Source organism: Sphingomonas sp. BK345, assembly GCF_014193845.1.
Taxonomy (GTDB): domain Bacteria; phylum Pseudomonadota; class Alphaproteobacteria; order Sphingomonadales; family Sphingomonadaceae; genus Sphingomonas.
The window spans coordinates 43,112-68,971 of sequence record NZ_JACHZX010000002.1; the positions used below are offsets into that span (position 1 = coordinate 43,112).

28 protein-coding genes and 1 tRNA gene are annotated in these 25,860 nt (G+C 71.0%); 12 read left to right on the plus strand and 17 right to left on the minus strand.

Annotated elements, in window-relative coordinates; translation table 11 throughout:
* Nucleotides 1–26: 26 nt before the first annotated feature.
* The 4 genes from FHY03_RS05385 to FHY03_RS05400 are packed head-to-tail and all read right to left on the minus strand — an operon-like array spanning nt 27 to nt 4,707.
* On the minus strand, nt 27–572 hold the full coding sequence (locus FHY03_RS05385) for a polysaccharide biosynthesis/export family protein (protein WP_183920946.1): 546 nt from the start codon (nt 570–572) through the stop codon (nt 27–29).
* 40 nt (nt 573–612) lie between these two features.
* The gene (locus tag FHY03_RS05390) at nt 613–1,479 is read right to left on the minus strand and encodes a sulfotransferase (protein ID WP_183920945.1); all 867 of its coding nucleotides are present in this window, start codon (nt 1,477–1,479) and stop codon (nt 613–615) included.
* On the minus strand, nt 1,472–2,713 hold the full coding sequence (locus tag FHY03_RS05395) for a DegT/DnrJ/EryC1/StrS aminotransferase family protein (RefSeq protein ID WP_183929338.1): 1,242 nt from the start codon (nt 2,711–2,713) through the stop codon (nt 1,472–1,474). The genes FHY03_RS05390 and FHY03_RS05395 overlap by 8 nt, the downstream gene beginning before the upstream one ends.
* On the minus strand, nt 2,710–4,707 hold the full coding sequence (locus FHY03_RS05400; protein WP_260158727.1) for a nucleoside-diphosphate sugar epimerase/dehydratase: 1,998 nt from the start codon (nt 4,705–4,707) through the stop codon (nt 2,710–2,712). Before FHY03_RS05400 ends, FHY03_RS05395 begins: the two co-directional genes overlap by 4 nt.
* A 314-nt stretch (nt 4,708–5,021) precedes the next feature.
* Here FHY03_RS05400 and FHY03_RS05405 point away from each other — a divergent pair, with 314 nt between their 5' ends.
* From FHY03_RS05405 to FHY03_RS05440, 8 genes are all read left to right on the plus strand, one after another.
* Complete coding sequence (locus FHY03_RS05405; protein WP_183920942.1) at nt 5,022–6,197, plus strand: glycosyltransferase; 1,176 nt, start codon at nt 5,022–5,024, stop codon at nt 6,195–6,197.
* Nucleotides 6,194–7,366, plus strand: a complete 1,173-nt coding sequence (locus tag FHY03_RS05410) for a glycosyltransferase family 4 protein (protein ID WP_183929342.1) — start codon at nt 6,194–6,196, stop codon at nt 7,364–7,366. The genes FHY03_RS05405 and FHY03_RS05410 overlap by 4 nt, the downstream gene beginning before the upstream one ends.
* A complete protein-coding gene (locus FHY03_RS05415; protein ID WP_183920940.1) occupies nt 7,363–7,968 on the plus strand; it encodes a sugar transferase in 606 nt (201 codons plus the stop codon). The genes FHY03_RS05410 and FHY03_RS05415 overlap by 4 nt, the downstream gene beginning before the upstream one ends.
* On the plus strand, nt 7,940–8,845 hold the full coding sequence (locus FHY03_RS05420) for a methionyl-tRNA formyltransferase (RefSeq protein WP_221190033.1): 906 nt from the start codon (nt 7,940–7,942) through the stop codon (nt 8,843–8,845). Before FHY03_RS05415 ends, FHY03_RS05420 begins: the two co-directional genes overlap by 29 nt.
* Before the next feature lie 5 nt (nt 8,846–8,850).
* Complete coding sequence (locus FHY03_RS05425) at nt 8,851–9,546, plus strand: PIG-L deacetylase family protein (RefSeq protein WP_311721314.1); 696 nt, start codon at nt 8,851–8,853, stop codon at nt 9,544–9,546.
* Complete coding sequence (locus FHY03_RS05430) at nt 9,546–10,505, plus strand: ATP-grasp domain-containing protein (RefSeq protein ID WP_183929346.1); 960 nt, start codon at nt 9,546–9,548, stop codon at nt 10,503–10,505. Before FHY03_RS05425 ends, FHY03_RS05430 begins: the two co-directional genes overlap by 1 nt.
* Nucleotides 10,489–11,178, plus strand: a complete 690-nt coding sequence (locus FHY03_RS05435; RefSeq protein WP_183929348.1) for an HAD family hydrolase — start codon at nt 10,489–10,491, stop codon at nt 11,176–11,178. The genes FHY03_RS05430 and FHY03_RS05435 overlap by 17 nt, the downstream gene beginning before the upstream one ends.
* Nucleotides 11,179–11,307: 129 nt before the next feature.
* On the plus strand, nt 11,308–11,478 hold the full coding sequence (locus FHY03_RS05440; RefSeq protein ID WP_183929350.1) for a hypothetical protein: 171 nt from the start codon (nt 11,308–11,310) through the stop codon (nt 11,476–11,478).
* A gap of 127 nt (nt 11,479–11,605) precedes the next feature.
* Here FHY03_RS05440 and FHY03_RS05445 read toward each other — a convergent pair whose 3' ends face one another.
* From FHY03_RS05445 to FHY03_RS05480, 8 genes are all read right to left on the minus strand, one after another.
* The gene (locus tag FHY03_RS05445) at nt 11,606–11,872 is read right to left on the minus strand and encodes a hypothetical protein (RefSeq protein WP_183920935.1); all 267 of its coding nucleotides are present in this window, start codon (nt 11,870–11,872) and stop codon (nt 11,606–11,608) included.
* A gap of 310 nt (nt 11,873–12,182) precedes the next feature.
* Nucleotides 12,183–12,258 (minus strand) — tRNA-Glu (locus FHY03_RS05450).
* A 115-nt stretch (nt 12,259–12,373) separates the two neighbouring features.
* Nucleotides 12,374–13,744: a class II 3-deoxy-7-phosphoheptulonate synthase gene (locus FHY03_RS05455; protein ID WP_183929352.1), complete on the minus strand. Its 1,371-nt coding sequence runs from the start codon at nt 13,742–13,744 to the stop codon at nt 12,374–12,376.
* 80 nt (nt 13,745–13,824) lie between these two features.
* Entirely contained in the window at nt 13,825–14,607 is a 783-nt protein-coding gene (locus FHY03_RS05460; RefSeq protein WP_183929354.1) for an SDR family oxidoreductase, read from the minus strand.
* Nucleotides 14,608–14,764: 157 nt separating this feature from the next.
* Nucleotides 14,765–16,195 (minus strand): cysteine--tRNA ligase, encoded by a 1,431-nt coding sequence (gene cysS / locus FHY03_RS05465; RefSeq protein ID WP_183929356.1) that lies wholly within the window; start codon nt 16,193–16,195, stop codon nt 14,765–14,767.
* 24 nt (nt 16,196–16,219) lie between these two features.
* Nucleotides 16,220–17,122 (minus strand): intradiol ring-cleavage dioxygenase, encoded by a 903-nt coding sequence (locus tag FHY03_RS05470; RefSeq protein ID WP_183929358.1) that lies wholly within the window; start codon nt 17,120–17,122, stop codon nt 16,220–16,222.
* 240 nt (nt 17,123–17,362) lie between these two features.
* Nucleotides 17,363–18,700 carry a cell wall metabolism sensor histidine kinase WalK gene (locus FHY03_RS05475; RefSeq protein WP_183920930.1) on the minus strand — a complete coding sequence of 446 codons (1,338 nt, stop codon included), beginning with the start codon at nt 18,698–18,700 and terminating at the stop codon, nt 17,363–17,365.
* 10 nt (nt 18,701–18,710) lie between these two features.
* A complete protein-coding gene (locus tag FHY03_RS05480; RefSeq protein WP_183930308.1) occupies nt 18,711–19,475 on the minus strand; it encodes a response regulator in 765 nt (254 codons plus the stop codon).
* A gap of 138 nt (nt 19,476–19,613) precedes the next feature.
* Between FHY03_RS05480 and FHY03_RS05485 the strand changes: the two genes are divergently transcribed.
* The 3 genes from FHY03_RS05485 (at nt 19,614) to FHY03_RS05495 (ending at nt 21,432) form a co-directional block, all read left to right on the plus strand.
* The gene (locus FHY03_RS05485; RefSeq protein WP_183920929.1) at nt 19,614–20,441 is read left to right on the plus strand and encodes a carbon-nitrogen hydrolase family protein; all 828 of its coding nucleotides are present in this window, start codon (nt 19,614–19,616) and stop codon (nt 20,439–20,441) included.
* A 105-nt stretch (nt 20,442–20,546) separates the two neighbouring features.
* Nucleotides 20,547–20,753, plus strand: coding sequence for a 30S ribosomal protein S21 (gene rpsU / locus FHY03_RS05490; protein WP_007404630.1), 207 nt, complete (start codon nt 20,547–20,549; stop codon nt 20,751–20,753).
* Nucleotides 20,754–20,880: 127 nt separating this feature from the next.
* Complete coding sequence (locus FHY03_RS05495) at nt 20,881–21,432, plus strand: FKBP-type peptidyl-prolyl cis-trans isomerase (RefSeq protein WP_183920928.1); 552 nt, start codon at nt 20,881–20,883, stop codon at nt 21,430–21,432.
* Nucleotides 21,433–21,762: 330 nt separating this feature from the next.
* Here FHY03_RS05495 and FHY03_RS05500 read toward each other — a convergent pair whose 3' ends face one another.
* Together FHY03_RS05500 and FHY03_RS05505 are read right to left on the minus strand one after the other, a co-directional pair.
* Nucleotides 21,763–22,008 (minus strand): hypothetical protein, encoded by a 246-nt coding sequence (locus tag FHY03_RS05500; protein WP_183920927.1) that lies wholly within the window; start codon nt 22,006–22,008, stop codon nt 21,763–21,765.
* A gap of 108 nt (nt 22,009–22,116) precedes the next feature.
* Nucleotides 22,117–22,917 carry a metallophosphoesterase family protein gene (locus tag FHY03_RS05505; RefSeq protein ID WP_260158728.1) on the minus strand — a complete coding sequence of 267 codons (801 nt, stop codon included), beginning with the start codon at nt 22,915–22,917 and terminating at the stop codon, nt 22,117–22,119.
* A gap of 161 nt (nt 22,918–23,078) precedes the next feature.
* Here FHY03_RS05505 and galU point away from each other — a divergent pair, with 161 nt between their 5' ends.
* Nucleotides 23,079–23,948 carry a UTP--glucose-1-phosphate uridylyltransferase GalU gene (gene galU, locus FHY03_RS05510; RefSeq protein ID WP_183920926.1) on the plus strand — a complete coding sequence of 290 codons (870 nt, stop codon included), beginning with the start codon at nt 23,079–23,081 and terminating at the stop codon, nt 23,946–23,948.
* Nucleotides 23,949–24,030: 82 nt separating this feature from the next.
* On the opposite strand, the gene FHY03_RS05515 is transcribed toward galU, so the two are convergent.
* From FHY03_RS05515 to dut, 3 genes are all read right to left on the minus strand, one after another.
* On the minus strand, nt 24,031–24,792 hold the full coding sequence (locus FHY03_RS05515; protein ID WP_183921473.1) for a molybdopterin-synthase adenylyltransferase MoeB: 762 nt from the start codon (nt 24,790–24,792) through the stop codon (nt 24,031–24,033).
* On the minus strand, nt 24,789–25,151 hold the full coding sequence (locus tag FHY03_RS05520) for a hypothetical protein (protein ID WP_311721315.1): 363 nt from the start codon (nt 25,149–25,151) through the stop codon (nt 24,789–24,791). Before FHY03_RS05520 ends, FHY03_RS05515 begins: the two co-directional genes overlap by 4 nt.
* Nucleotides 25,152–25,272: 121 nt before the next feature.
* Entirely contained in the window at nt 25,273–25,788 is a 516-nt protein-coding gene (gene dut, locus FHY03_RS05525) for a dUTP diphosphatase (protein ID WP_183920925.1), read from the minus strand.
* Between the last annotated feature and the right edge of the window lie 72 nt (nt 25,789–25,860).

Genomic DNA, 25,860 nt, shown 5'->3' on the forward strand with positions numbered 1-25,860 from the left:
CGGCGCTCCCGCCCCGTACGATGCCGTCACAGCGTGCTCTCGGCCACGGTGACGACGTCGCCCGGCAGGATGCGCGCATCGGGCTGCGCCACACCCTTGCTGCCGCCGCGGCGCACGACCGCGCGGTCCGTGTCGGCGCGGAAGGTGTAGCCGCCCGCGATCGACACCGCGGTCATCAACGTCATGCCGGGCACATAGGCGTATTGCCCCGGCTTCTGCACCTGGCCGGTAATGAAGAAGGGGCGATAGCTCTGCACCTGCGCGCTGACGCGCGGCTGGTTGACGAGCTGGCGGCGGCTGATCTCCGCGGCGATCGCGCGCTCGGCCTCGCGCACCGTCTCGCCGCTCACCGCGATTGGCTCGAGCAGCGGCAGTGCGATCGCCCCGGAGTCACTGACGATATAGGTGTTGTTCACCGCGTCGAGCCCGAAGACGCTGACGCGCAGCTCGTCGCCCGGTCCGAGCCGGTAGTCGCTCGCCGCCACTTCGGGCAGCGGCGCCAGCCCGCGATACTCGCTCGCACATCCCGCCAGCGACAGCCCCGCCGCCGCCAGCCCCAGCCACGTCCGCATCCTTCATCCCCCCTCACGCGTCACTCGGTCGATCGTCCGCTCAGGACGCCGCCGTCACTCGATCGTCGTTGGCCCCCGCCGCGGCGCCCGTGCGCCAGCGCGACAGGTCGCGCCCGATCATCGACTCCAGCTGTAGCACATCGTCGCGGTAATAGTCGCGCAGCAGCGCGCGCAGCTCCACCGTCAGCGGCGGGTAGCGCACCGGTCGCGCCATCGTGCCGCGGAGCCGCGCCAGCAGCGGGTTGCTCCGCAGGGGATCGAGCAACGGGCGCATCGGGCGCAGCACACGACGGACGGGCAGCGGCAGCATCGCCGCCGCGCCGTCGTTACGGCGGCTCGCCACCGCGGCGGGCTCGATGTGCGGGTCCACGCCGATATGCTCGCACACGCGCGCGATCACGCCCTCGGGCTGCTCGATCACGTCCTCGTAGAGGAACACGGCGATCCGATCGCGCGCGTGATGGGCGTGGAAGCGCGCGAGATGCTGGGCGTAGAGGCCGCCGTCGAGGAAGCGCTTGCCGGCCGGGTCTCGCTTCTCGAGGTAGCGGCGCGGGTCGCCGGCGACGCGACCGTGCCGGAAGAGCATGCAATAGTCCGAATAGGCGCGCTCGACGGGATCGCGCAGCTGCACCACCATCGGCACGCCGGGCAGCACCGTCGCGATGCGCGCGGCGGCCTCGGGGTGCGCGAGATAGTCGGCCGATTTCTCACCGATCCGCCGCCCCGCCGGGGCGGGCGCGAACAGCGAGCGATAATGGTCGAGCCCGCGCTCGTAGTCGTCACTGAAGAAATGCGGCTCGGCGTCGGGAAGCCACAGCTCGGGGTGGCAGCGCAGCTGGTGCGAGATCCAGGTCGTCGCGGCCTTGACCGCGCCGATGACCAGGAAGCTGGGCAGACCCTCAACCATGCGTCCGCCCCATCGCCTCGAGCGCGATCGCGCGCAACGTCTCGCCCATGTAGCGGCATTCCTCCTGGTCGAGCGTCGGGTCGACCGGCAGCATCAGGCTGGTCTCGCCGAGCAGCTTCGCCACGGGCAACGGCGTGTCGCGGCCGAGCCCGCGCTCGACGAAGGCGCGCTCGCGATAGATCTCGGGGCAGCTGCCGGTGAGGCAGGGAACGCCGCGCGCGATCGCCTCGGCGACGATCCGCTCGCGCGTCCAGCCCGGCGCGAGCGCCTCGGGCCGGACGAAAGCGTAAAATTTGTAATAAGCATGGCCCACCTCGGCCGGCGGTTCGGCCAGTCGGACGGCGTCGAGCCTGCGGAGCGGATCGAGGATGGCCGCGGCGTTGCGCCGGCGCGTGTCGAGCCACGCCGGCAGCTTGGCCAGCTGAGCGACGCCGATCGCCGCCTGCATCTCGGTGAGGCGATAGTTGCTGCCGACCTCGTGGTGCAGCCAGCGAAAGCCCGTGTTGCCGCCCCCGCCGCCGAGGTCGCGCACGTCCTTGCCATGGTCCTTCATCGACCAGGCACGACGCCACGCCGCCTCCTCGCGCAGCAGCAGCAGCCCGCCCTCACCGCCGGTCGACATGATCTTGTCGGTGCAGAAGGAGAAGGCCGCGGCGTCGCCGAAGCCCCCGACCGCGCGGCCGTCGATCGTCGCGCCGTGTGCCTGGGCGCAGTCCTCGATCAGCAGGAGCCCGTGTGCGCGCGCCAGTTCAACGATCGGTGCCATGTCTGCCGGCCGTCCGCCGAGATGGACGACGATGATCGCCTTGGTGCGCCGCGTGAGCTGCGCCGCAATCGTCTCGGCCGAGAGCGCCTGGGTGTCCGGATCGACGTCGGCGAACACCGGGGTGGCGCCGCGCGTGACGACGCAGCTCGCCGAGGCGACGAAGCTGCGCGCGGGCACGATCACCTCGTCTCCGATGCCGACGTTCAACGCGTGCAGCGCCAGTTCCAGCGCCAGCGTGCCGTTCGCCAGCGCGATCGCGTGCGGCATCGCGCAGAGCGCGGCGAAGCCGTCCTGCAGCAGCGCGTTGTGCGCGCCGTGGTGGAGCGCGTTGACCTTGCCCGAGCGCAGCACCGCCTCGACGGCGGCGATCTCGTCGGCCTCGTAGCGGGGCCAGCGGCTCGCGATCGGGGCGGGGACGGCGTGAAGCAGCGCGGCCGATGCCGCCGCCTGATGAAGCCCGGCGCTCATGCCGCCGCCCCCTCGCGGTTGCCGTGAAGCGAGCGCACGACGGCCCCGGCATGCTCGTCCGCGGGCTTGGCGGCGACGATCCGATCGGGGTCGAGCAGCTCGAACAGCAGCGCGCGCGCCAGGTCCTGATCATGCTCGCCGACCGCCTCGGCCAGCCGCGTGAACTGCGCCTGGAGCGCGGGCAGGGGGACGGGGATCGGCTCGGCCTCGAACACGCCCTCGATCGCGGAGGGCAGCCGCTGCTCGCGCGCGTCGAACAGCTCCTCGTACAGCTTCTCGCCCGGGCGCAGCCCGACGATATGGATCGGCACGTCGCGGTCGGGCACCAGCCCGGCCAGCTTGATCATCCGCCGCGCGATGTCGAGGATGCGGATCGGCTCACCCATGTCGAGCACCACGATCCGTCCACGCTGCACGTTGCGCTCCATCGTGCGCGCGGTGCTGTGCAGCACCAGCTGCACCGCCTCGTGGACGGTCATGAAGAAGCGGGTGATCTCCGGATGCGTGACGGTCAGCGGCGCGCGGCGCGCCAGCTGGCGCTGGAACAGCGGGATCAGCGAGCCACTCGAGCCCAGCACGTTGCCGAACCGCACCGTCATGAAGCGCGGGCTGTCGGGTCGGCCCGAGCCCTGCAGGTCCATCGCCTGGACATACAATTCCCCGAGCCGCTTGGTCGCGCCCATCACGCTGACGGGATTGACGGCCTTGTCGGTCGATACCTGGACGAACGCACGCGCGCCGAAGCGCAGCGCTGCGTCGGCGACGTTGCGCGTGCCGATCACGTTGGTCATGATCCCGGCGCAGACGTTCAGCTCGACCAGCGGCACGTGCTTCAAGGCGGCGGCGTGGAAGACGTAGTCGGGCATATATTGCTCGAACACTGCCATCACGTGCTGGCGCTGGCGGATCGAGCACAGCACCGCGGTGCACGGCACCTGGGGGTAGTTCTCCCGCAGCTCCATCTCGACGAGGTAGAGGTTGTACTCGCCGCAATCGACCAGCACGATGTCGGAGGGCTTCATCGCCGCGATCTGGCGGGTGAGTTCGCGTCCGATCGTGCCGCCGGCGCCTGTGACCAGCACGCGCTTGCCCTCGATCGCGCGCGCCGCGACCGCGGCGTCGAGGTCGGTGGCGGGGCGCTCGAGCAGGTCGGCGAGGTCGATCGACTCGGCGTCGAGCGACTGGCGCACGCTGGCGTCCGGCGTGGCGCTTCGCACCGACAGGTGAAGCGCCTGTGCCGCGTTGACGAGCTGGACGCGGCGTGCGCCTGGCAGCCCACCGCTGCCGTTGCGCCCTTCCGCGATGATCACGACGCTGGGGCGCTCGTCGCGCGCGGTGAGCATATCGACCGCGTGGTCGATCGCGTCGACCATGCCGAGGATCGGCACGCCGCGCAGCCGCAGCGTGGCGTCATGGCTGTCGAGGTCGAGGATACCGACGGGCAGATAGGCGGGGCTCTCCTCCTGCTCGATCTGGCGCAGCAGCACCTCGACGTCCTCCGGCCGGCCGACGAGCAGCGCGCGCTGCTGACTCACGATCGTCGCGGCGCCGCGCGGTGCGGCCGAGGCGGCGCGGGCGCGGCGCGGCAGCTCGCTGGCGACGCGGCGCCACAGCCGCGCCGCCGTCATCGTCGCGGAGAGGACGAACCAATGGATCACCGGCACCGACAGCGGCAGCCAGGTGGCGTGCCCTGAGACCGAGAGTAGCCCGACCGACAGCAGCACCGACAGCGCGGCGGCGCCCACCAGCAGCAGCGCGTCGGGCAGCGAGGCGAGCCGCCAGACGCGGCGGTAGATGCCGGTGGCGTTGAACACCAGGAACCCCACCGCGATGAACACTGGCGCGCTCCAGACCAGGCCTTCCCACATCGAGGCGGGAACCGCGCCGCTCATTCGCAGCAGCAGCGCGATCGCGAGCGACGCGACGATCGCCACCGCGTCGAACAGCTGGTTGGCGGTGCGACGCACGCGCCGCGAGTAACGTTGGTAGTTCAAGATCCGCGGCATAAGCTCCCCCTGCCTGCCCCCAGGCGCCGGACGCGACCGCAGGAGAGTAGACCGTTGCGGCGCAGCATGGTGGGACGCATCCGGCGATGCGCGCCGTCGATTCCGGTGAGAGCCACGCTGCTCCTTCGCTCCCGGCGGCTCTCCGATCGGTCAGCGACGCTGCTCTTCCGGTCCCGCGCGCTCCCTCGAAGGGGTGATGTGCCCAATCGTCACGCCATGGTGCCGCCGGGTGCGGCTAGGATGCGCGGCGTACGGGGGAGTGTGTTGATCGTGGCGGGACGACGTAGCGGGCGGTGCGGCCGGTGAGGGTGCTGCACGTCATCACGGGATTGGATGTCGGCGGCGCGGAGACGATGCTGGCGCGGCTGCTCGAGCACGGGCGCCGCCACCCGCATCTGTGTTCCGAGGTAATGTCGCTGATCGCGCCCGGGCACGGCGGCGCGCGCATCGCGGCTACCGGTACGCCGGTGGCGGATCTTGGCATGTCCGCGGGGATGCCGTCGCCGCGCGCCTTGCTGTCGCTCGCGCGCGCGATCGCGGTGCGGCGCCCCGACGTGATCGTCGCCTGGATGCACCACGCGCAGCTCGCCGCGACGCTCGCCGCCGCGCTGGCGCGGCCGTGGCTGCGCGTGCCGGTGATCTGGAACGTGCGCCACTCGGTCGCCGATCTCGCCGAGGAGAAGCCGCTGACGCGGCTGGTCTTGCGAACGCAGGCGCTGCTGTCGCGCGGTGCGCGCGCGATCGTCTACAACTCGCACGCGGCGGCCGATCAGTACCGTCGCCTCGGCTTCCGCGCGCCGGATCAGCGCGTGATCCCCAACGGCTTCGACATCGTCACACCGGTGACGCGCGCCGCCGCCCGCGCGACGTTGCGCGACCGGCTCGGGGTCGACAGCGGCGACGGTCCGTTGATCGGCATGGTCGCGCGCGCGGCGCCGATGAAGGACGTGCCCAATCTGCTCCGCGCCGTGGCGATGGCTCGCGGGCAAGGGCTCGCCGCGCGGGTGCTGCTGGTGGGCAAGGGGATGGAGGAGCATCCCGCGCTCGCGCCGGCCGCTTTCGGACTGCCCGAGGACATCGTCATCCGTCGCGGTCACCGCGGCGACGTCGCCGACTGGCTCGGCGGACTCGACCTGCTCGCGCTCTCCTCAGCCTGGGGCGAAGGCTTCCCCAACGTAGTGGGAGAGGCGATGCTGGCGGGCGTACCATGCGTCGCCACCGACGTGGGGGACAGCGCCAAGCTGATCGGTGACACCGGCGCGGTGGTGCCGCCGCGCGATGCCGCCGCGCTGGCGGCGGCGCTGGTGCGGCTCGGCACGCTGCCCGCGACGCAGCGCGTGGCGCTTGGCGAGCGCGCGCGCGCGCGCGTCCGCGCCCGTCATGACATCCGCGACGTGGTCGACCGCTACGCCGCGCTCTACCGCGACGCCGCGCGCTCGACGCCGACCGCGCGTGACTGGGCGAGGGCACGCGCATGAGGGTCGTGGTGGTCGCGAGCCTGGCCTACTCGCTGGTCAATTTCCGCGGGCAGCTGCTCGCCGACATGGTCGCGGCCGGCCATGAGGTGATCGCCTGCGCGCCCGATGACGACCCGCAGGTGCGCGCGCGTCTCGCCGACATGGGCGTGGCGCTGCGCCGGGTGCCGATGGCCCGGGTGGGGCTCAACCCGCTCGTGGACCTCGGCACGCTGCGCGCGCTCGTCGCTCTGCTGCGCGCCGAGCGACCCGAGGTGGTGCTCGCCTACACGCAGAAGCCGATCATCTACGCCGGGCTCGCGGCGCGGCTGACGCGCACGCGCTTCTACGCGATGGTGAGTGGTCTCGGCCATGTCTACGGCGAGGACGCCTCGCCGAGGATGCGACTGCTGCGCCGCGGCGTGTCGCTGCTCTACCGCGCGGCGGTGCGCGAGGCGCGCGCGGTCTTCGTGTTCAACCGTGACGATCGCGCCGAGATGCTCCGCCACGCCATCGTCGTGCCGGACGCGCGCGTGATCCAGGTGCCGGGCTCCGGCGTCGACGTCACGCGCTTCGCGGGCACAACCCCGCCGCCCGGGCCGGTGTTCCTGATGATCGCGCGACTGCTGCGCGCCAAGGGCGTCGACGATTTCGTCGCGGCGGCACGCGCGGTGCGCGCGCGCTACCCTCAGGCGCGCTTTCGTCTGCTCGGGCCGACTGACCCCGGTCCTGACGGCGTGACCGCCGGCGAGATCGCGCGCTGGGCCGAGGAGGGCGTGATCGACTATCTCGGCGAGACGCGCGACGTCCGCCCCTTCCTGGCCGAGGCGAGCGTGTTCGTGCTGCCGAGCTGGTACCGCGAGGGGCTGCCCCGCACGATCCTCGAGGCGATGGCGAGCGGGCGAGCGGTGATTACCACCGACCGCCCCGGCTGCCGCGATCCGATCGATCAGGGCGCGAACGGGCTCGTCGTGCCGGCGCGCGATCCGGCCGCGCTGGCCGCCGCGATGGAGCGGTTCTGCGCGGATCCCGCGCTCGCGTCGCGGTTGGGCGCGGTGGCACGCCGCGTCGCCACCGAGCGCTACGCCGTGGAGCGGGTTAACCGGCTGCTGCTCGACACGATGGAGCTGTCAGCAACCCGACCGGACACGGCGGCGGCGGCGGGACCGGCATTCGCGGAAGCCGCGGCGTGACCGCGCGGCGATCGGTGGACATCGTCGTCGCGGCGGTCGGGCTGGTCTTCGTCGCGCCGCTGCTGCTGCTGCTCGCGCTGGTGCAGGCGGCCGTGGCGGGGCGGCCGATCCTGTTCGTGCAGGCGCGCTCGGGGCTGGCACAGCGACCCTTCCCGCTCCGCAAGTTTCGAACGATGAACGACCGGCGCGACGCCGCCGGCGCGCTGCTGCCCGACGACCAGCGGCTGCTGCCGACCGGGCGCTTCCTGCGCGCCACCCGCATGGACGAGCTGCCGCAGCTGTGGAACGTGCTACGCGGCGAGATGAGCCTGATCGGCCCGCGCCCGCTGCTGCCGGTGACGATCGCCGCCGCGGGCGAGCAGGGCGCGGCGCGCGCGCGCGTGCGGCCCGGGCTGACCGGCTGGGCGCAGGTCAACGGCAACACGCGGCTGAGCGAGGCGGAGAAGCTCGCGCTCGACCTGTGGTATATCGAGCATCGCGGGCTGCGGCTCGACCTGGAGATCCTATTCCGCACCCTGCTCGTCGCCGGCGGCGGCGGCGAGCGGCGCAACGCGGACGCCATACGGAGTGCCTATGCGGGCGATCCTCGTCGGCGCGGTTGAGAGCACCCATGTGGCGCTGCGCGCGCTGGCGGCGGCAAGGGACTGGACGCTCGCCGCGCTGGTCACGCTGCCGCCCGAGCTCAGCACGCGCCATTCCGACTTCGTCGACCTGGGCGACGCGGCACGCGCGCTCGGCGCCGAGGTCGTGCATGCCGCCAATTGCAACGAGCCGGCGGTGCTCGACCGGCTGCGCGCGCTGGCGCCCGACGTGATCCTCGTGATCGGCTGGTCGCAGCTGTGCGGCCCCGACTTCCGCGCCGTCGCGCCGATGGGCACGGTCGGCTACCATCCCGCGGCCCTGCCGCGGCTGCGCGGGCGCGGCGTGATCCCCTGGACGATCCTGCTCGACGAGCCGATCACCGCGGGCAGCCTGTTCGTGATCGACCAAGGCACCGACAGCGGTCCCATCCTGGCGCAGCACTTCTTCCACGTCGCGCGCGACGAGACAGCGCAGACGCTCTACGACAAGCACATGGCCGCGCTCGCCACGATGTTGCCGCCGCTGCTGACGCGGCTCGCCGCCGGCGATGCCGCGGGCGCGCCGCAGGACGAGCGCTATGCCACCTATGCCGCGCGCCGCCGTCCCGAGGACGCCGAGATCGACTGGCGCGACGACGCGGCTTCGATCGACCGGCTGATCCGCGCCTGCGGCGAACCCTATCCGGGCGCGCGCACCCGCTCGGCGGGCGGCGAGGTGACCATTCTCGCCGCCGAGCCGCGGCCGGGCCGCGGCCACGACGCCGCGTTCGCGGGGCAGGTGGTGGCGCGCGACGAGGTCACCTTCACGGTGCGCTGCGGCGACGGCGAACTGCTGCGCGTGACACGCTGGCAGCGCGACCGGCCCGGCCCGCCGCCGCTCCACGTGCGGCTGGGATAACGAGCGTGAGCGAAGGGGGAATGATGCTGGACCGGATCGAGCGCGCGCTGGTGCTCGCGCCTCATCCCGACGACGAGGTGCTCGGCTGCGGCGGCACGATCGCGCGGCTGACCGCGCGGGGGCGTCACGTCGAGGTGGCGGTGGTCACGCGCGGCACCGCGCCGCGCTTCGCCGCCGAGCAGGTAGCGGCGGTGCGGCGCGAGGCGGCGGCCGCGCACGCGCTGCTCGGTGTGGCGACGACGCATTATCTCGATCTGCCCGCGGTCGAGCTCGACCGGGTGGCGCAGGCCGACATCAACGCCGCGGTCCGCGCCGCGCTGGTCGCGTCCCGCGCAGACACGTTGTTCGTCCCATTCGTCGGCGACCTGCACCGCGATCATCAGCTGATCTTCGACGCGGCGATGGTGGCGGCACGGCCGCGCGGCAGCGATTATCCGGCGCGCGTCCTCGCCTATGAGACGGTGTCGGAGACCAACTGGGCCGCGCCCTATCTGGCGCCGTCGTTCCAGCCCAACGTCTTCGTCGACGTCGCCGACACGCTGGAGGCCAAGCTCGACGCCTTCCGCTGCTTCGAGTCGCAGTGCCACGCCTTCCCCGACGAGCGGTCGATCGAGACGCTGCGCGCGCTGGCGATGGTGCGCGGCTCGTGTGTCGGGCGCCACGCCGCCGAGGCGTTCGTGCTCGTCCGCGAGGTCGGGTGATGGCCGATCTCCGCCTCTTGCTAGGCTCGGCTGGGCGCCGGGTCGCGCTGCTGCGCTGCTTCCGCGAGTCGGCCGCGGCGCTGGGCGCGACGCTCGAAGTCCATGCCACCGACCTCGCGCCCGAGTGGAGCGCCGCCTGTGCCTCGGCCGACGCCGCGCATGCCGTGCCCGCGGCGACGACCGAGGCCTATGTCGAGGCGACGCTGGCGATCTGCGCGCGCGAGCGGATCCACCTACTGGTGCCGACGATCGACACCGAGCTTCACGCGCTGGCGCGCGCGCGTGACCGCTTCGAAGCGGTCGGCACGCACGTCGCGGTGGCCGACGCCGAGCTGGTCGCGATGGCGCGCGACAAGCTCGAGACCGCGCGCTTCCTCGATCGCGCCGGCGTGCCCACCCCGACCACCGCGGCGGCAGAGACGGTCGACGCCGGCTGGCGCTGGCCCGCGATCGCCAAGCCGCGCGGGGGCAGCTCCAGCCGCGGCCTGGCGCGGCTCGGCTCTCTCGCCGAGCTGGCGGCGCTGCCGCGACCGGAACCCTATATCGTCCAGCACCTGCTTGAGGGGCAGGAATATACCGTCAACCTCTTCTTCGACGCCGCCGGCACGCTGCGCTGCGCGGTGCCGCACCGCCGCGTCACGGTGCGTGCGGGCGAGGTCGAGAAGGGCGTGACCGAGCGGCACGAGGCGCTGCTCGAGGTGGCGCGACGGCTTGGCGAGGCGGTGCGCGGACGGGTGCGCGGCGCGTGGTGCTTCCAGGCCTTCGTCGATGCAGACGGCGCCCCCTCAGTATTCGAGATCAACGCGCGGTTCGGCGGCGGCTACCCGCTGGCGCATCGCGCGGGCGCGACCTTTGCGCGCTGGTTGCTCGAGGAGCGGCTCGGTCAAGCGACGAGCGCGGCGGCCGCGTGGGACGCCGGGGTGACCATGCTGCGCTACGACGATGCCGTCTTCCTCTGAGTCGCCCCCACTCGAGCGGGTCGTGGTGTTCGACCTCGACGATACGCTCTACCTCGAGCGCGACTATGTCGTCAGCGGGCTCACCGCGGCGGGTGACTGGGCGCGTGCGCGGCTCGGGCTCGACCGGCTCGGCCCCATGATGCGCGAGCGTTTCGAAACGGGAGCGCGGCAACGGATCTTCGACGACTCGCTCGCGGCGCTCGGTCAGCCCGCCACGCCCGCGCTGGTGGCGCGCCTGCTCGCGGTGTATCGCCAGCACCGCCCGCGGATTGCGCTGGCGCCCGACGCGGCGCGCTACCTTGATCGGCGCAGCGCGGGCACCGCGGTGGCCATTGTGACCGACGGTTTCATTGACGCGCAGCGCCGCAAGCTGCGCGCGCTCGACCTGTTCCGCCGCGGCGTGCGCCAGGCGGTCTGTACCGATCGCTGGGGGCGCGAGGCCTGGAAGCCGAGCCGGCGCGCCTTCAACCATCTCGAGGCAGCCTTTGGCCTGGATAGCGGCCGCTTTACCTATGTCGCCGACAATCCGTCGAAAGACTTCGTCGCGCCGCGCCAGCTGGGGTGGCAAACGGTGCGAATCGTGCGTGCCGGCGGTCTCCACGCCGAAGTGCGAGCGGCCTCCGCTGCGGACGAGGCGGATCGGGTCATCGAGAGCCTCGACTCGCTCGATTGAGCGGCTGCCCCGATCGGACCGCGATCGTGCCAGAGAGGTATATCACGAAGAGATGTTGCCGCTGCTCCGCTGGGGCAGCACGGTTGTGACGGGCGCGTGATTTCGCGCGCCGTGGTCCGGAGTGAATGAATGTCGCCGTTCCCCCCCGCGCTGGACGGCGAGACCCGGACCAAGCTGCTGCGGCGTGCGCGCCGTTACGCGCTGCTCGCCGAGCAGGCGCAGGATCCCGAACTGATGCGTGCCTATCGTGACGAGGCCGCCGACTGCCTGCGTCGCGCCGAGCCGCCGCGCGCGCGATGACGTCCGGTTAACCGGAGAGACCCGGGTCGCGGTGTGGCGGCGACACCCTCGCCCTCGTCGTCGCTACGCCATCGACCGGCAAGATGGAGGTGCACGATGACAGATCGGGCGCGTGCATCGCGTCGGCTCAGGGACCAGCATGCTGCTCGACCCAGCAGCCTTCACAGAGACCTTCTTCGCCGATGGGCAGCGTGCCGCAGTCGGCGCAATAGCCGGCGGCGACCCGCGCGGCCGCGACTGCCTCCCGCTTGCGCACACAGGCCAATGGCAGGGCGGCGAGCGTCCGCAGCAGCCCTGCAGTCGGGAGGGTCTTTGGCTCAGGCCCTTTCCCGACGTTGTTACGACCATGCGATAGCGGCGCGCCGACGACGCCCCGGATGAGACCCATGACCACGATGATTCTTCCCCCTCTGGCTCAGGTACCAGAAAGGAAAATCAATAAGGATAAGCTATCTAAACCGAGATGGCCCAACTTTGTACAGGCGCTCGGCGAGAAGGGGTGCGGCGCTGCCGCGTCTGATCCATGCCGGCGGGAGAGCGCCACGGATGCTTCCGAAGAGCCCAGGGCCGCAGGGAAGCCTTAGCATCAGCGAGCGGGCGGGTGGCAGCACGGCCCCACCGAATTTGACCTCACCGGTACAACAGGTCCGGTCAAGCGCCGCTCGATCGCGCCGGACACAGTCCACATGGTGGACGATCCGAAATGGTGACCCCTACGGGACTCGAACCCGTGTTTTCGCCGTGAGAGGGCGACGTCCTAGACCGCTAGACGAAGGGGCCGTACGCGGTGTGGAGGCGCGCTGTTAGGAGGCGGTGAACGCGTCGTCAAGCGACTTTCGCGGCGGCGCACCCAAGGTCGCGTGCTTTTCTCGCGCGGTCCTGGGTGCGACATCGATCAGGCCGCCTTGCGACGCTCCGCCATCTCCGCGTTGAGCATCTCCGCGAGGAGGAAGGCCAGCTCAAGGCTCTGCCCGGCATTGAGCCGCGGGTCGCAGTGGGTGTGATAGCGGTCGGCCAGGCTCTGCTCGGTCACGTCGATCGCGCCGCCGGTGCACTCGGTGACGTTCTGCCCCGTCATCTCGGCATGAATGCCGCCCGCGTGCGTGCCCTCGGCGCGGTGGACCGCGAAGAAGCCGCGCACCTCCGCGAGGATGCGGTCGAACGGCCGGGTCTTGTAGCCGCTCGCCGCCTTGACGGTGTTGCCGTGCATCGGATCGCAGCTCCACACCACCGAATGGCCCTCGCGCGTCACCGCGCGCACCAGCCGCGGCAGATGCGCCTCGATCTTGTCATAGCCGTACCGCGTGATCAGCGTCATCCGACCCGGCACGCGGCCTGGGTTGAGCGTGTCGAGCATGCGCAGCAGCGCGTCGGGGTCGAGCGATGGCCCGCACTTGACGCCGATCGGGTTGCCGATGCCGCGCAGGAACTCGACGTGCGCCGAGCCCTCGAAGCGCGTGCGGTCGCCGATCCAGAGGAAATGGGCCGAGGTGTCGTACCAGTCGCCGGTGAGCGAATCCTGCCGCGTCAGCGCCTGCTCGAACGGGAGCAGCAGCGCCTCGTGGCTGGTGTAGAAGGTGGTCTGCGACAGCTGCGGCACGGTGTCGGGGCTGATCCCGCAGGCTTCCATGAAGTCGAGCGCCTCGCCGATGCGGTCGGCCGTCTCGGCATATTTCTTCGCCCAGGGGCTGCGACCCATGAAGTCGTGGGTCCAACGATGCACCTGGTGGAGGTTGGCATAACCGCCCTGTGCGAAGGCGCGCAGCAGGTTGAGCGTCGCGGCCGATTGCGCGTAGGCGCGCACCATCCGCTCGGGATCGGGCAGGCGCGACTCGGGCGTGAAGGCGATGTCGTTGACGTTGTCACCGCGGTAGCTCGGCAATTCCACGCCATCGACCACCTCGGTCGGGGTCGAGCGCGGCTTGGCGAATTGGCCCGCCATCCGCCCGACCTTCACCACCGGCAGCTTCGACGCGAAGGTGAGCACCACCGCCATCTGCAGGATGACGCGGAACGTGTCGCGGATGTTGTTGGCGTGGAACTCGGCGAAACTCTCGGCACAGTCGCCGCCTTGGAGCAGGAAGGCCTTGCCCTCCGCCACCTTGGCGAGATCGGCGGTGAGGTTGCGCGCCTCACCCGCGAAGACGAGCGGCGGGAAGGTGGCGAGCCGATGCGTCGCGGCGGCGAGCGCGCCGGTGTCGGGATAGTCAGGCAGCTGGCGCGCCTCGGCCTTGGTCCAGCTGTCGGGGGCCCATGACATGGCCATCGGTAATCTTCCTTCCGTTTCGCCGCGCGCCTTGAACGAAACGTGCGCGACTCGCAACGTTCATCGGTATCGATCCGGCCTCATAGGATACCAGGATAGGCGCCCCCGTCGATCAAGAGGCTCTGCCCCGTGATATAGCCCGCCTTGGCGGAGCAGAGGAAGGCGCAGGCGGCGCCGAACTCCGCGGGATCGCCGTAGCGGTGTGCGGGGATCCGCTCGGCCCCGCGGCGCGCCGCCTCGGCGACGTCGACGCCTTGCTTCTCCGCCGCCGCGGTGTGGACGCTCTCGAGGCGGCGCGTTGCGAACTGGCCGGGCAGGAGGAAGTTGATCGTGACATCGGCGTGCGCCACCTGCCGCGCGACGCCGGCGAGGAAGCCGGTCAGCCCGGCGCGTGCCCCGCTCGACAGGTCGAGCCCGGCGAGCGGCGCCTTCACCGAGGCGGAGGTGATGCAGACGATCCGCCCGAAGCCGCGTTCGACCATGCCGTCGACCACGCGCTGGGTGAGGCGGATCGGCGTGATCATGTTCGCCTCGACCCCGGCGCGCAGCGCGTCGCGGTCGATCACGCGGAAGTCGCGCAGCGGCGGGCCGCCATTGTTGTTGACGAGGATGTCGGGCGCGCCGCCCGCGGCGTCGACCAGCGCGGCCTGGACCTGCTCGTCGGCGACGTCACCGGCGACCGTCTCGACCGCGACGCCGTGCGCGGCACGGATCGCGGCGGCGGCGGCGGCGAGCGCGTCGGCGTCGCGCCCGTTGAGCACCAGCGCGCAGCCCGCGGCGGCGAGCGCCTCGGCGCAGGCGCGGCCGAGCCCCTGGCTTGACGCGCAGACGATGGCGCGACGTCCCTCGATCCCGAGCTTCATGAGCGATTCCTCCTAACGTGGCGGGTGAGGTGCCTTCGCCCCTCCTGCTGCGTCCCGGCGAAGGCCGGGGCCCAGTTGGGAAAGCCGTTGTGGGAGCTACCACCGTTCCCCAGCTGGGCACCGGCCTGCGCGGGGGGCACAGGAAACGGACAAAGACCTATATCGTGATCTTCCAGTCCCATCCCAGCGGATCCCCGTCCATCACCTCGACTCCCGCCGCGGCGAGTTCGTCGCGGATCGAGTCCGAGCGAGCGAAGTCCTTCCCGGCGCGCGCGGCGCGACGCTGCTCCAGGGCGGCGGCGATCTCGGTCTCGTCGATCGTCGCGCTCGCCGGGCGGACGCGCAGCGCCTCGCGCGTCAGTGTCGCCAGCCCGAGACCGAGCAGCCCGTCGACCTCGTCGAGCAGCGCCAGCCGGTCCACCGCCGAGACCCGCTTGTCAGCGAGCAGCGCGTCCACCACCGGTAGCGTGCGCGGCGTGTTGAGGTCGTCGCTCAGCGCGGCGTCGAGCTGGTCGCGATACGCCGTGGGCGCGCCCGTGGAGACGCCGGGCTCGCGCGCGCGCAGCGCCGCGACGGCGTGGACCAGCCGCTTGAGCCGGACCTGCGCCGCTGCCAAATTCTCCCAGGAGAAGTCGAGCTCGCTGCGATAATGCGCCTGGAGGCACATCAGCCGATAGGCGAGCGGGTGGAAGCCGCGCTCGACCAGCCGGTCGAGCGTCATGAACTCGCCGGACGACTTGCTCATCTTGCCGCCGCGGTCGACGACGAAATTGTTGTGCATCCAGATCTGCGCGCCGGTGTCGGCGCAGTCGCAATAGGCCTGGTTCTGCGCGATCTCGTTGGGATGGTGGATCTCGCGATGATCGATCCCGCCGGTGTGGATGTCGAAGGCGGCGCCAAGATAGCGCCGGCTCATCACCGAGCATTCGAGGTGCCAGCCCGGCGCGCCGCGGCCCCACGGCGAGTCCCATTCCATCTGGCGCGTCTCGCCCGCCGGGGTACGGCGCCAGATCGCGAAGTCCTGCGGGTGGCGCTTGCCCGCCACCGCCTCGATGCGCGCGTGCGCGGCATCGTCCTGCCCGCCGGCGAGCCGGCCGTAATCGGGCACCGTGCTGGTGTCGAAGTAGAGCCCGTCGTCGAGCAGGTAGCAGTGACGCTCCGCGATCGCCTCGCCCCAGGCGATCATCTCGGCGACGTGATCCGTCGCGCGCGGCAGATGGGTCGGCGGCACGATATTGAGCTCGGCAAGGTTGCGCTCGAACGCCTCGGTATAATGGCGCGCGATCGCCCAGATGTCGCGCCCGGAGGCACGCGCCGCGGCCTCCATCTTGTCGTCGCCAGCGTCCGCGTCGGAGGTGAGATGGCCGACGTCGGTAATGTTGATGACGTGGGTGAGCGGCCACCCCTTCCACCGGATGACGCGCGCGAGCGTGTCGGTGAAGACATAGGCGCGCAGGTTGCCGATGTGCGCGTAGTGATAGACCGTCGGCCCGCACGAGTAGACGCGCACGTTCGACGGGTCGATCGGGCGGAAGGTCTCCGGCTCGCGGGTCAGGCTGTTGTACAGGATCAGGGGCGCGCCGGTCATGGCGCGCCTCTTAGCTATCCTGCCTCAGCGCGCCAAGCCGATCACCGCGGTGGCGGCATAGCCGGCGGTCGGCGTGCCGGTGAAGGTCGGGGTCATCTGCGTGTTCTGCGCGGTGGTGTTGTCGCCGAAGACATTGTCGCTCGATAGCGCCACGCGCGCGAAGTTGCTCGCGCTCGACGGGTAGGTGGCGGTATCGGCGTAGACGGTCGCGCAGGTCGAGGACGGCAAGGCCAGCTGTGACGTGAGCGCCGCGTAGCGGCCGCCCAGCGCGTTGGCGAGGCTGGAGAAGACCTCGAAGTGGATGTGCGGCCAGCGCCCGTCGTAGCAGCCGGGAAAGATTGTGGTGAAGGTCACCTGACCGTTGCTGTCGGTCACCTGCACGCCGCGCAGATAGCTCTCCGCCGCGGCGGTGTAGAGCGAGTAATGCCCCTCGCGATCGCAATGCCACAGGTAGATGGCGTAGCCCGCGAGCGGCGCGCAGGACTGGTTGACGTCGACGAGCGTGAGCGTGAGCGTCACCTGCACCCCCGCGGCGACGGTGCTGGTGCTGAGGAAGCTGGCGCGGATGTCGCTGCGCACGATTCCAGTGGCGGTGAGCACGTTCGAGGTCGATCCGCTCGACGAGTTCGTGCCGTCGGCGGGGTAGGGACCAGCGGTCTCGCTCGCGTTGAGGACGCAGCCTGCGGTCGTGCTGCTGCTGCTCGCCGTCGGGCTGGGGGTCGGCGTGGGCGAGGGAGTCGGCGTCGCGGTGGCCGTGGTCGCGATGTCGGTCTCGGCCTCGCCCGAGCCGCTGCCGCAGCCGGCCACGAGCGCGAGTGTGCCCGCGCCCGCGACCCATTTGAGCGCACGGCGGCGCTGCACCAATCGCTCCATGACCTGGAGGTCGTGCGCGAGGCCGAGGTCGTGATCGTGATCGTCGTAATGCATCGGGGTCCCTTTCGCTGTCGAGCCCCTGGCTGACGCTCCCTCCTCATCGTCATCCCGGACCCGGTCCGGGATCCACCGAGCCGCATGATCCGCGGCCGCAAGGCGCGTCGGGGGCTAGACTCCGGAACAAGTCCGAGGTGACGGAAGGGAGAAAGCGACAAGGGGCGTGTTGCCTGCCCCTCGTGCCGTCCGCGCCGTACGCCATGATGTCGGCGCGCTTCCGCGACGTTGCCGATTGTGTCAGCGCGCCAGCGGCAGTGTCACGGTCGCGACCGCGCCCGCCGCTTCCTCCCGGTTGGCAAGTACGGCGGTGCCGCCATGCCGCGCGGCGATCGAGCGGACGATCGCCAGCCCCAGCCCGGTGCCGCCGGTCGAGCGGTTGCGCGAGGGGTCGCCGCGCACGAACGGCTCGAACAGCCTTTCCGCCTGCGCCGGATCGATGCCGGGGCCGCGGTCGGCGACCGTGACGGTGACGCGCCCGTCCTCGATCCGCCAGGCGAGCGCCGCGGAATCGCCGTAGCGCAGCGCGTTGCCGATCAGATTGGCGAACAGGCGGCGCAGTCCGCTCGGGTCGCCGCTCACCACCGCGCGCGGCCCCGCCGCGACCGTCACCGCGGCGCCGCCGACTGCCATGTCCTCAGCCAGGCTATCGAGTAGGCTCGACAGCTCGACCAGCGTCTCTTCGCGCCGGCCGACGTCGTGGCGCGCGAAGCGGAGCACCTCGGCGATCATCGCGCGCATCTCGTCGATGTCGGCGACGGCGCGGTCGCGCGCGCCGTCGGGCAGCTGCTCCACCCAGAACGCCAGGCGCGACAGCGGCGTGCCGAGGTCGTGCGCGATCGCGGCCAGCATGGCGGTGCGCGACTCGGCGTGGCTGGCGAGCCGCGCGTGCATGGTCGAGACCGCGTGCGCCAGTTCGCGCACCTCGCGCCCGCCCTCCGGCAGCGGCGGCAGCGGCGCGCCGGTGCCGGCGCGGTCGGCCGCGGCGGCGAGCCGGGCGAGCGGGCGCGAGATCGCGCGCGACAGCATCCACGCCGGGATCGACAGGGCCACGATCGCGACCAGCATGGCGATCAGCGTGTTGAGGTGCCAGCGCGTGAACAGCGGCAGCGCCGGGCTTCGTACCACACGCCAGCCCTGCGGCAGGTGCCAGGCGATGGTGAAGGAGCCGAACAACTCGCGCCCGCCGCCGCGTGGGCTCAGCTCGGTGAAAGCGAGCACGTCGCCCGGTGCGACGTGGAGCAGCACGGCGATGCGCGCCTGGGTCAACGCGTCGGGCTTCTCGCGCCAGCGTGGGGTCGGCGCGGCGGCAGCCGTGAGCGTCTCCAGCGGCTCGATCCGCCATGCACGAAAGCGACCGCCGGGCGGGCGGAAGCGGAGGAACTCGGGCGGCAGCGGCGGCGGCGGCAGGCCGCGCAGCGCCGCGGTGATCGCCTCGAGCGGGCGCGGCGGCACGCGCGGCGGCGGCCCGCTGAAGGTGACGAAGAACAGGATCGCGGTGGCGGCGACCACCGAGGCGATCACCAGCGCGAAGATCGGCTGGGCGATCGAATGGGCTCGCCGGACCGGGCGCGTCATCGCCGGCGCCTCAGCGCCGCTCGACGTCGCTGGTGAACATATAGCCCTCGTTGCGCACGGTGCGGATCAGCTCGTCGCCCCCTGGCGCGTCGTCGCGGGTGAGCTTGCGCCGCAGGCGGCTGACCTGGACGTCGATCGCGCGGTCGAAATGCTCGGCGTTGAGCCCGCGCGACAGGTCGAGCAGCTGGTCGCGGGTGAGCACGCGGCGCGGGTGCTCGGCAAAGGCGAGCAGCAGGCGGAACTCGCCGTCCGAGAGGTTGATGACGACCTGGTCGGGGTCGAACAGCTGGCGCCCGACCGGATCGAGCCGCCATCCCGCGAAGCGAAGATAGGGCCGCCCCGAGCTCGGCGCCGCGCTGGCCGCGGCCTGATTGCGCCGCAGGACCGAGCGGATCCGCGCCAGCAGCTCGCGCGGGTTGGCGGGCTTGGCGACATAATCGTCGGCGCCCATCTCGAGCCCGACGATACGATCCACCTCCTCGCTGATCACCGACATGATGATCACTGCCGGGCTGGTCGAGCGGTCGAGCGCGCGCAGGATCGAGAGACCGTCCTCACCGGGCATCATCACGTCGAGTACGATCAGCGCGTAGCTCTCCTGCTCGAGCCGCGCGCGCATCTCGACGCCGTCCGCTGCGACGTCGACGACATAGCCGTGGCCGGCGAGGAAGGCGGCGGTGAGCTCGCGGATGCCGGGATCGTCGTCGACGATGAGGATGCGGGTGGCGAGGTCCACGGCGGGGTCCGGGGCGAGAGCGAGCGAGGCGTCGGGCATGGCGACCCGACTGGTGACCACGCGTATCGCGCGGATGACGCCGCTGCAACAAAGCGCGTTCACCCGCTCCCTGTGTCGCGCGTGCAACACTTGCGCGGCGAACCGCGTTGCTCTTGGAGAGCGGGCGAGGAGTAAGGTTTGACCAGGATCGCGGTTGTCCAGACCACCAGCGGGATCGACCCCGCGCGCAACGCGGCGGCGCTGGCCGCGGCGATCGAGGAGGCGGGCGCGAAGGGCGCGGAGATGGTGTTCACGCCCGAGATGTCAGGCGTGCTCGACCGCGATCGCGCGCGTGCGGCGCAGTCGATCGTGCGCGAGGGTGAGGACCAGGTGCTGGTCGCGGTGCGCGAGGCAGCGACGCGCGCGGGGGTGTGGGTGCAACTCGGCTCACTCGCGCTGCGCCGCCACGACGCCCGCTACGCCAACCGCAGCTTCGTCATCGATTCGCAGGGCAACATCCGCGCCCGTTACGACAAGATGCACCTCTTCGACGTCGATCTGCCCAGCGGTGAGAGCTGGCGCGAATCAGCGACCTATGCGGCCGGCGACCGGCCGGTACTGGCGGCGACGCCGCTGGGACGGATGGGCCTGTCGATCTGCTACGACATGCGCTTCCCCGACCTGTACCGCGCCCTGTCGGACAATGGCGCCGCGATCTTGTCGGTGCCCGCCTCGTTCACGCGGCCGACCGGCGAAGCACACTGGCATGTGCTGCTGCGCGCGCGCGCGATCGAGGCGGCGTGCTATGTCGTCGCCGCGGCGCAGAGCGGGATTCACGAGGACGGGCGCGCCACCTTCGGCCACTCGCTGGTGGTCGATCCCTGGGGCGAGGTGCTGCTCGACATGGGCGAGGCCGCCGGGATCGGCTATGCCGAGATCGATCCCGAGATCCAGCGCGAGGTGCGCGCGCGCGTGCCCGCGCTGCAGCATCGCCGCGTCATCCCCGCGCCGATGGTGATTGGCTGAGTAGCGGCGCTTGCGGGCGCGCACCCATGCTGCTAGAGGCGGCGTGTTCGGCGCGGACCTCGTCCGCTGCCGCTTTAGCCGTTTGATCCGGAGTTTATCGGTTTTATGCAGATCATCGTTCGCGACAACAACGTCGACCAGGCCCTCCGCGCGCTCAAGAAGAAGCTGCAGCGCGAGGGTGTGTATCGCGAGATGAAGCTGCGTCGCCACTATGAGAAGCCGTCGGAGAAGCGCGCGCGCGAGCGCGCCGCGGCGGTTCGTCGTGCGCGCAAGCTGGAGCGCAAGCGCGCCGAGCGCGACGGCGCACGGTAAGCGGCAGCCCCCGCGTTCTCGGGCGCGGGGATCAGTGATGGGCGCTCGTCGTCCGCCCGATGCTGACGTATCTGCCTGCCGTACGTGATCGCCGCCGGTGGCGGCGCAACCGGGGTGTCCTGAACCGATGTCAACCGTCACCGCCGTCCCGCTTCAGCCGGTCAAGCGCGCCTATGTGCTGTGGCTGGTCGCCGGCCTGCTGATCGCGCTCGTCGCCGGCGTCGCGCTGGCGCGCGCGGGCGATACCGGGATCATTACGACCCCCTCGGGGCTGCGCTACAAGGTGCTCAAGGCTGGCGACGCCAAGGGGCCGAGCCCGACCAACGCCGACGTGACGCTGGTGAACTACGAGGGCCGGTTGCTCGACGGCACGGTCTTCGACAAGTCGCAGCAGCCGACGCCGCTGCCGGTCTCGGGCGTGGTGCCGGGCTTCTCCGAGGGGCTCAAGCTGATGCACAAGGGCGGCAAGTATCGCCTGTGGATCAAGCCGGAGCTGGGCTATGGCGAGCGCTCCACGGGACCGATCCCGCCAAACTCGACGCTGGTCTTCGACGTCGAACTGCAGGACTTCATTCCCGAGGCGACGCTGCGTCAGCTGCAGATGCAGCAGCAGATGATGGGCGGCATGCCTGGCGGCGGCATGCCCGGCATGCCGGGCGGGGCACCCGGCGGTCGCTGAGCGCGTCGACGGTCACGAGAAGAGACGGGTAGGGGGCGGCCGAGAGGTCGCCCTTTCTCGTTCGACCTCCGGAGTGGCGCTCGGTCGGTTATGTGGTGGGGCGCTCAGCCCTTTGCCCGGTACAAGCGCGAGATCACGGCCGGCAAGGCTGCGCATCCCGCTGCGCACCGATCATCTTAACCGCCCGCATCGGCGTGATCTCTAGGCGCGCCAGTATGTACCTGATCGCGGCCGAGTCATGGCAGGACGGCGGGGAAGCATGTGGAAAGCAGGCAAAAAAATAGCGGCCCAAAGGCCGCTATCTCTTACTCCCGAGGGAGCTGGGTCAGCTCAGTTGCTGTCCGCGCTGTCGTCCTCGTCAGCGACGACGACGATGCCCGCGACAACCGCAGCGGCCGCCAGGACCGCGACGATGATGCCGCCGCCAGCGACGTCGCTCTTCTTCGCCGAGGCCGAGCCGGCGCGCGCCGACTTGGCGACCGACAGGCTCGCTGCCGGGTTGGCCGGAGCGGCAACCGCCGGAGCAACCGCCATCGTGGCGGCGGCAGCGGCGAGCATGTACTTGGCAAGACGCATGTCAAACTCCCTTTGCATTCCGCCTGTCACTTACCGAGGCGAAGACGAAAAGCAAGGGGGGAGGTGCGCGTTTATGGCGATCCTATGGTATATCCGCCACGCTGGAGATCAGGTTTGCAGTGTCCACGTGTCTGTGCCGTCGAGCCCCAGCGCGCTGAGCTTCCCGCTGGCATAGGCGCCGGTGTCGATGCCGATGCGATTGGGGCGCCGGTCGATGTCGTCGGTGATGGTGTGGCCGTGGACGATCATCTTGGGATGCGGGCGGCGGTAGTCGAGGAAACTGCCGCGGATCCAGCGCAGGTCGGCGGGCACCTGCTCCTCGATCGGGACCTCGGGCCGGATCCCGGCGTGGACGAAGGCGTAATCGCCGGAGATCACGAGATCCTCGAAGGAGTCGAGGAAGTCGCGATGCGCCGCCGGCACCAGGTCGGGCAGCCGCTCCATCAATTCGTCATAGTCGAGCGCGTCGTAATCCTCCCGCGACAGGCCGTAGCTCATCAGCGTCTCGCGGCCGCCGACGCGGCAGAACAGTCGCAACGCCTCGCGATCACCGCCCAGCGCGAGCAGGAACACTTCCTCGTGGTTGCCCTTGAGGAAACGCGTGGCCGGGCGCTCCCGCGCGAGCTCGAGCAGCCGTGCTACCACCCCGGCGGAATCAGGTCCGCGGTCGACCAGATCGCCGAGGAAGATCAGCGACGTCTCGGCCGGACCCTGGGCGGCGTCATCGGCGTCGATCAGCGCCAGCAGCCGTTCCAGCTCGTCGCGGCAGCCGTGAACGTCGCCGATGGCATACAGCCGCTCTCCGGACGCAGCGGAGAAACTCGCGGCCGGGGCCGGGCGGGGGGAACGAAGAAATTTGGACAGCATGGTCGCGGGCAGCCGGCACGGGATGCGGAAGCGCGTCGCCATAAGCGCGGCGCCGGCACGGAGCAACCGCGCTTGAGCGTCCCATAGGGCCCGGATTTGGTGCAGCGCAACACGAATCGGCTCGCGGCGTCGTTACACGCGCGCTAACGGTTTGCCGCGAACCAAGGCGGCCGGTAAACAGCCGGCGCCATCAGGAGGACCGAATGACCATCAAGCCCGTGCGTAAGGCCATCTTCCCCGTCGCCGGACTGGGGACGCGCTTCCTCCCCGCGACCAAGGCGATGCCGAAGGAGATGCTGACGGTCGTCGACAAGCCGCTGATCCAATATGCCGTCGAGGAAGCGCTCGAGGCCGGCATCGAGCAGCTGATCTTCGTCACCGGGCGCGGCAAGGGCGCGCTGGAGGACCATTTCGACGTCTCGTTTGAGCTCGAGACGACGATGCGCGCCCGCGGCAAGAGCCTCGCGGTGATCGAGACGATCCGCCAGCAGCCGGGTTCGCCGGTTTATGTTCGCCAGCAGGAGCCGCTCGGGCTCGGCCACGCGGTGTGGTGCGCGCGCGAGATCGTCGGCGACGAGCCGTTCGCGGTGCTGCTCCCGGACGAGCTGATGGTGGGCTCGCCCAACTTCCTCAAGCAGATGGTCGACGCCTATCAGCAGGTCGGCGGCAACGTCATCGGCGCGCTCGAGGTCGCCCCGGAGGAGACCAACAAATACGGCATCATCTCGCCGGGCCAGCGCGACGGCGCGCTGACCGAGGTGAGCGCGCTGGTCGAGAAGCCGGCCGCGGGCTCGGCCCCGTCCAACCTGATGATCCCGGGCCGCTACATCCTCCAGCCCGAGGTCATGCAGATCCTCGACGCCAAGGAGACGGGCGCCGGCGGCGAGATTCAGCTGACCGACGCCATGGCCAAGCTGATCGGCCGCCAGCCGTTCCACGGCTTCACCTTCAACGGCGAGCGCTTCGACTGCGGCGACAAGACCGGCTTCATCATGGCGAACCTCGCGCTGGCGCTCGCCCGCGACGACATCGGCCCGGCGGTGCGCGCCTTCGCGCAGCAGCGTTTGGGGTAACTAATGCTTCGGCGGTGAAGCGCGGTACAGCGGCGGGCTCATGTTCGCTGCACCGCGCTTCACCGTCACGGACGTCGCTCGCTCAGCCGGCGCCCGCTCCACAGGAGGGGCAGCCCGGGTCCTTGGGCAGTGACAAGGTGCGGAAGCGCAGGGCGAGCAGGTCGATCAGCACCAGCTTGCCGGCGCTGTCGTCGCCGAACGGCGCCAGCTGGCGGATCACCTCGAGCGCGGCGAGGCTGCCCACGACCCCGGTCACCGGTCCCAGCACGCCTTCCTCGGCGCAGGTGAGACCGTCGCGCTGCGGCGCACCGCCGACGAAGCAGCGATAGCAGGGCCGGTCGGGCTCCCAGCCGCGGAACACGCCGATCTGTCCCTCGAACCGGCCGACCGCGGCGGAGATCAAGGGAACGCGCAGCGCCAGCGCCGCGTCGGCGACGGCGAGCCGCGTGTCGAAATTGTCGCTTCCGTCGATCACCGCGTCGGCACCGTCGAGCAGCGTCGCGGCGTTGGCGATGTCGATGCGCGACACCAGCGGCCGCACGGCCACGTGCGGGTTGAGCCGCGCCACCGCCGCCGCGGCCGCCTCGGCTTTGGCCTGGCCCAGATCGGCGGTGGTGTAGAGCGTCTGGCGCTGGAGGTTGCTGGCGTCGACGCGGTCGTCGTCGATCACGTCGAGTCCCCCCACGCCCGCGGCGCCGAGATAGTGGAGCACCGGCGAGCCGATCCCGCCGGCGCCGATGACGACCACGCGCGCGCGCCGCAGCCGCAGCTGCCCGGCGCCGCCGACCTCGGGCAACACGATATGGCGCGCGTAGCGCGCGAGTTCGTCGGCGCTGAGCATCACGGCCACTCGAAGGTGATCGAACTGCGGTACCAACCGGCGGCGGGCACCTCGGCGACGTTGCCGCGCATCGCGCGCAGCGTCAGCCCGGAGGCATATTGCTCCACCGTCGGGCAGTCGATCGCGCGCGGCACGATTCGGCGAACCTCGCCCTCGGCACCCAGGAAGACGACGAGATCGACCGTGATCCGCCTGGTGTCAGGCGTCGCGCAGCGCCCCGCGCGCACCTCGTCGCGGACAAAAGCGGTGACCTGCTCGCCCGGCTCCCAGCGGCGCAGCAGCGGCACCTGCTGGAGCGCGCTCCAGTCGGTCGGCGGCGCGAGCGGAGAGCCCTGGAGCAGCAGCGCGAGCGCGACGATCACCGGTCGGTCATTTCACAGTGCGGCGGAGCCACGATCGTGAGGCCGCTCGGCCGGACGAGGTCGCGAGCGCGGCGCTGGCACGAGTCGCCATCGATCATCGACAAGTCCGTCCGGTCTCCCTTCACTTGCTCGCGGGCGACCGCGTGGCGGCGCTACCGTAACCGGTCGAGCCGAATCCGCCAAGGCCACGGCCCGTCTCGGACGAGAAGGCTTCCACCACGCGCAGCGCTGGCCGGAGGATCGGCACGAAGACGAGCTGAGCGACCCGGTCGCCCGGCTCGATCACCAGCGGGGCGGAGCCCGGCGGGGTGCGCAGCCACGCGCTGATGTAGATCTGGTCGGCGTAATCGGCGTCGATCAACCCCACCGATTGGCCGAGGATCAGGCCCTTCTTATGGCCCAGACCGGATCGGGCGAGCAGCACCGCCGCCATATAGGGGTCGTTCATCAGCAGCGCGATGCCCGAGGGGATCAGCACCGCGGGCGCCTGCGGCTGGAGCGTCAGCGGCGTGTCGATGCAGGCGTGCAGGTCGATCCCCGCCGCCATCTCCGTCTGGTAGCGCGGCAGTCCCCATTCGTGCAGCCGCTCGTCGATGACGCGCAGCTCGACCGCGCGCGTCGCATCCCGTTCCGTCATCGGCCCTGTCATCCTTCGTCCGTCGCACCGGGCCTTAGCGCGTCGGCCGCGGTGCTGCCACCACGGCCGAGT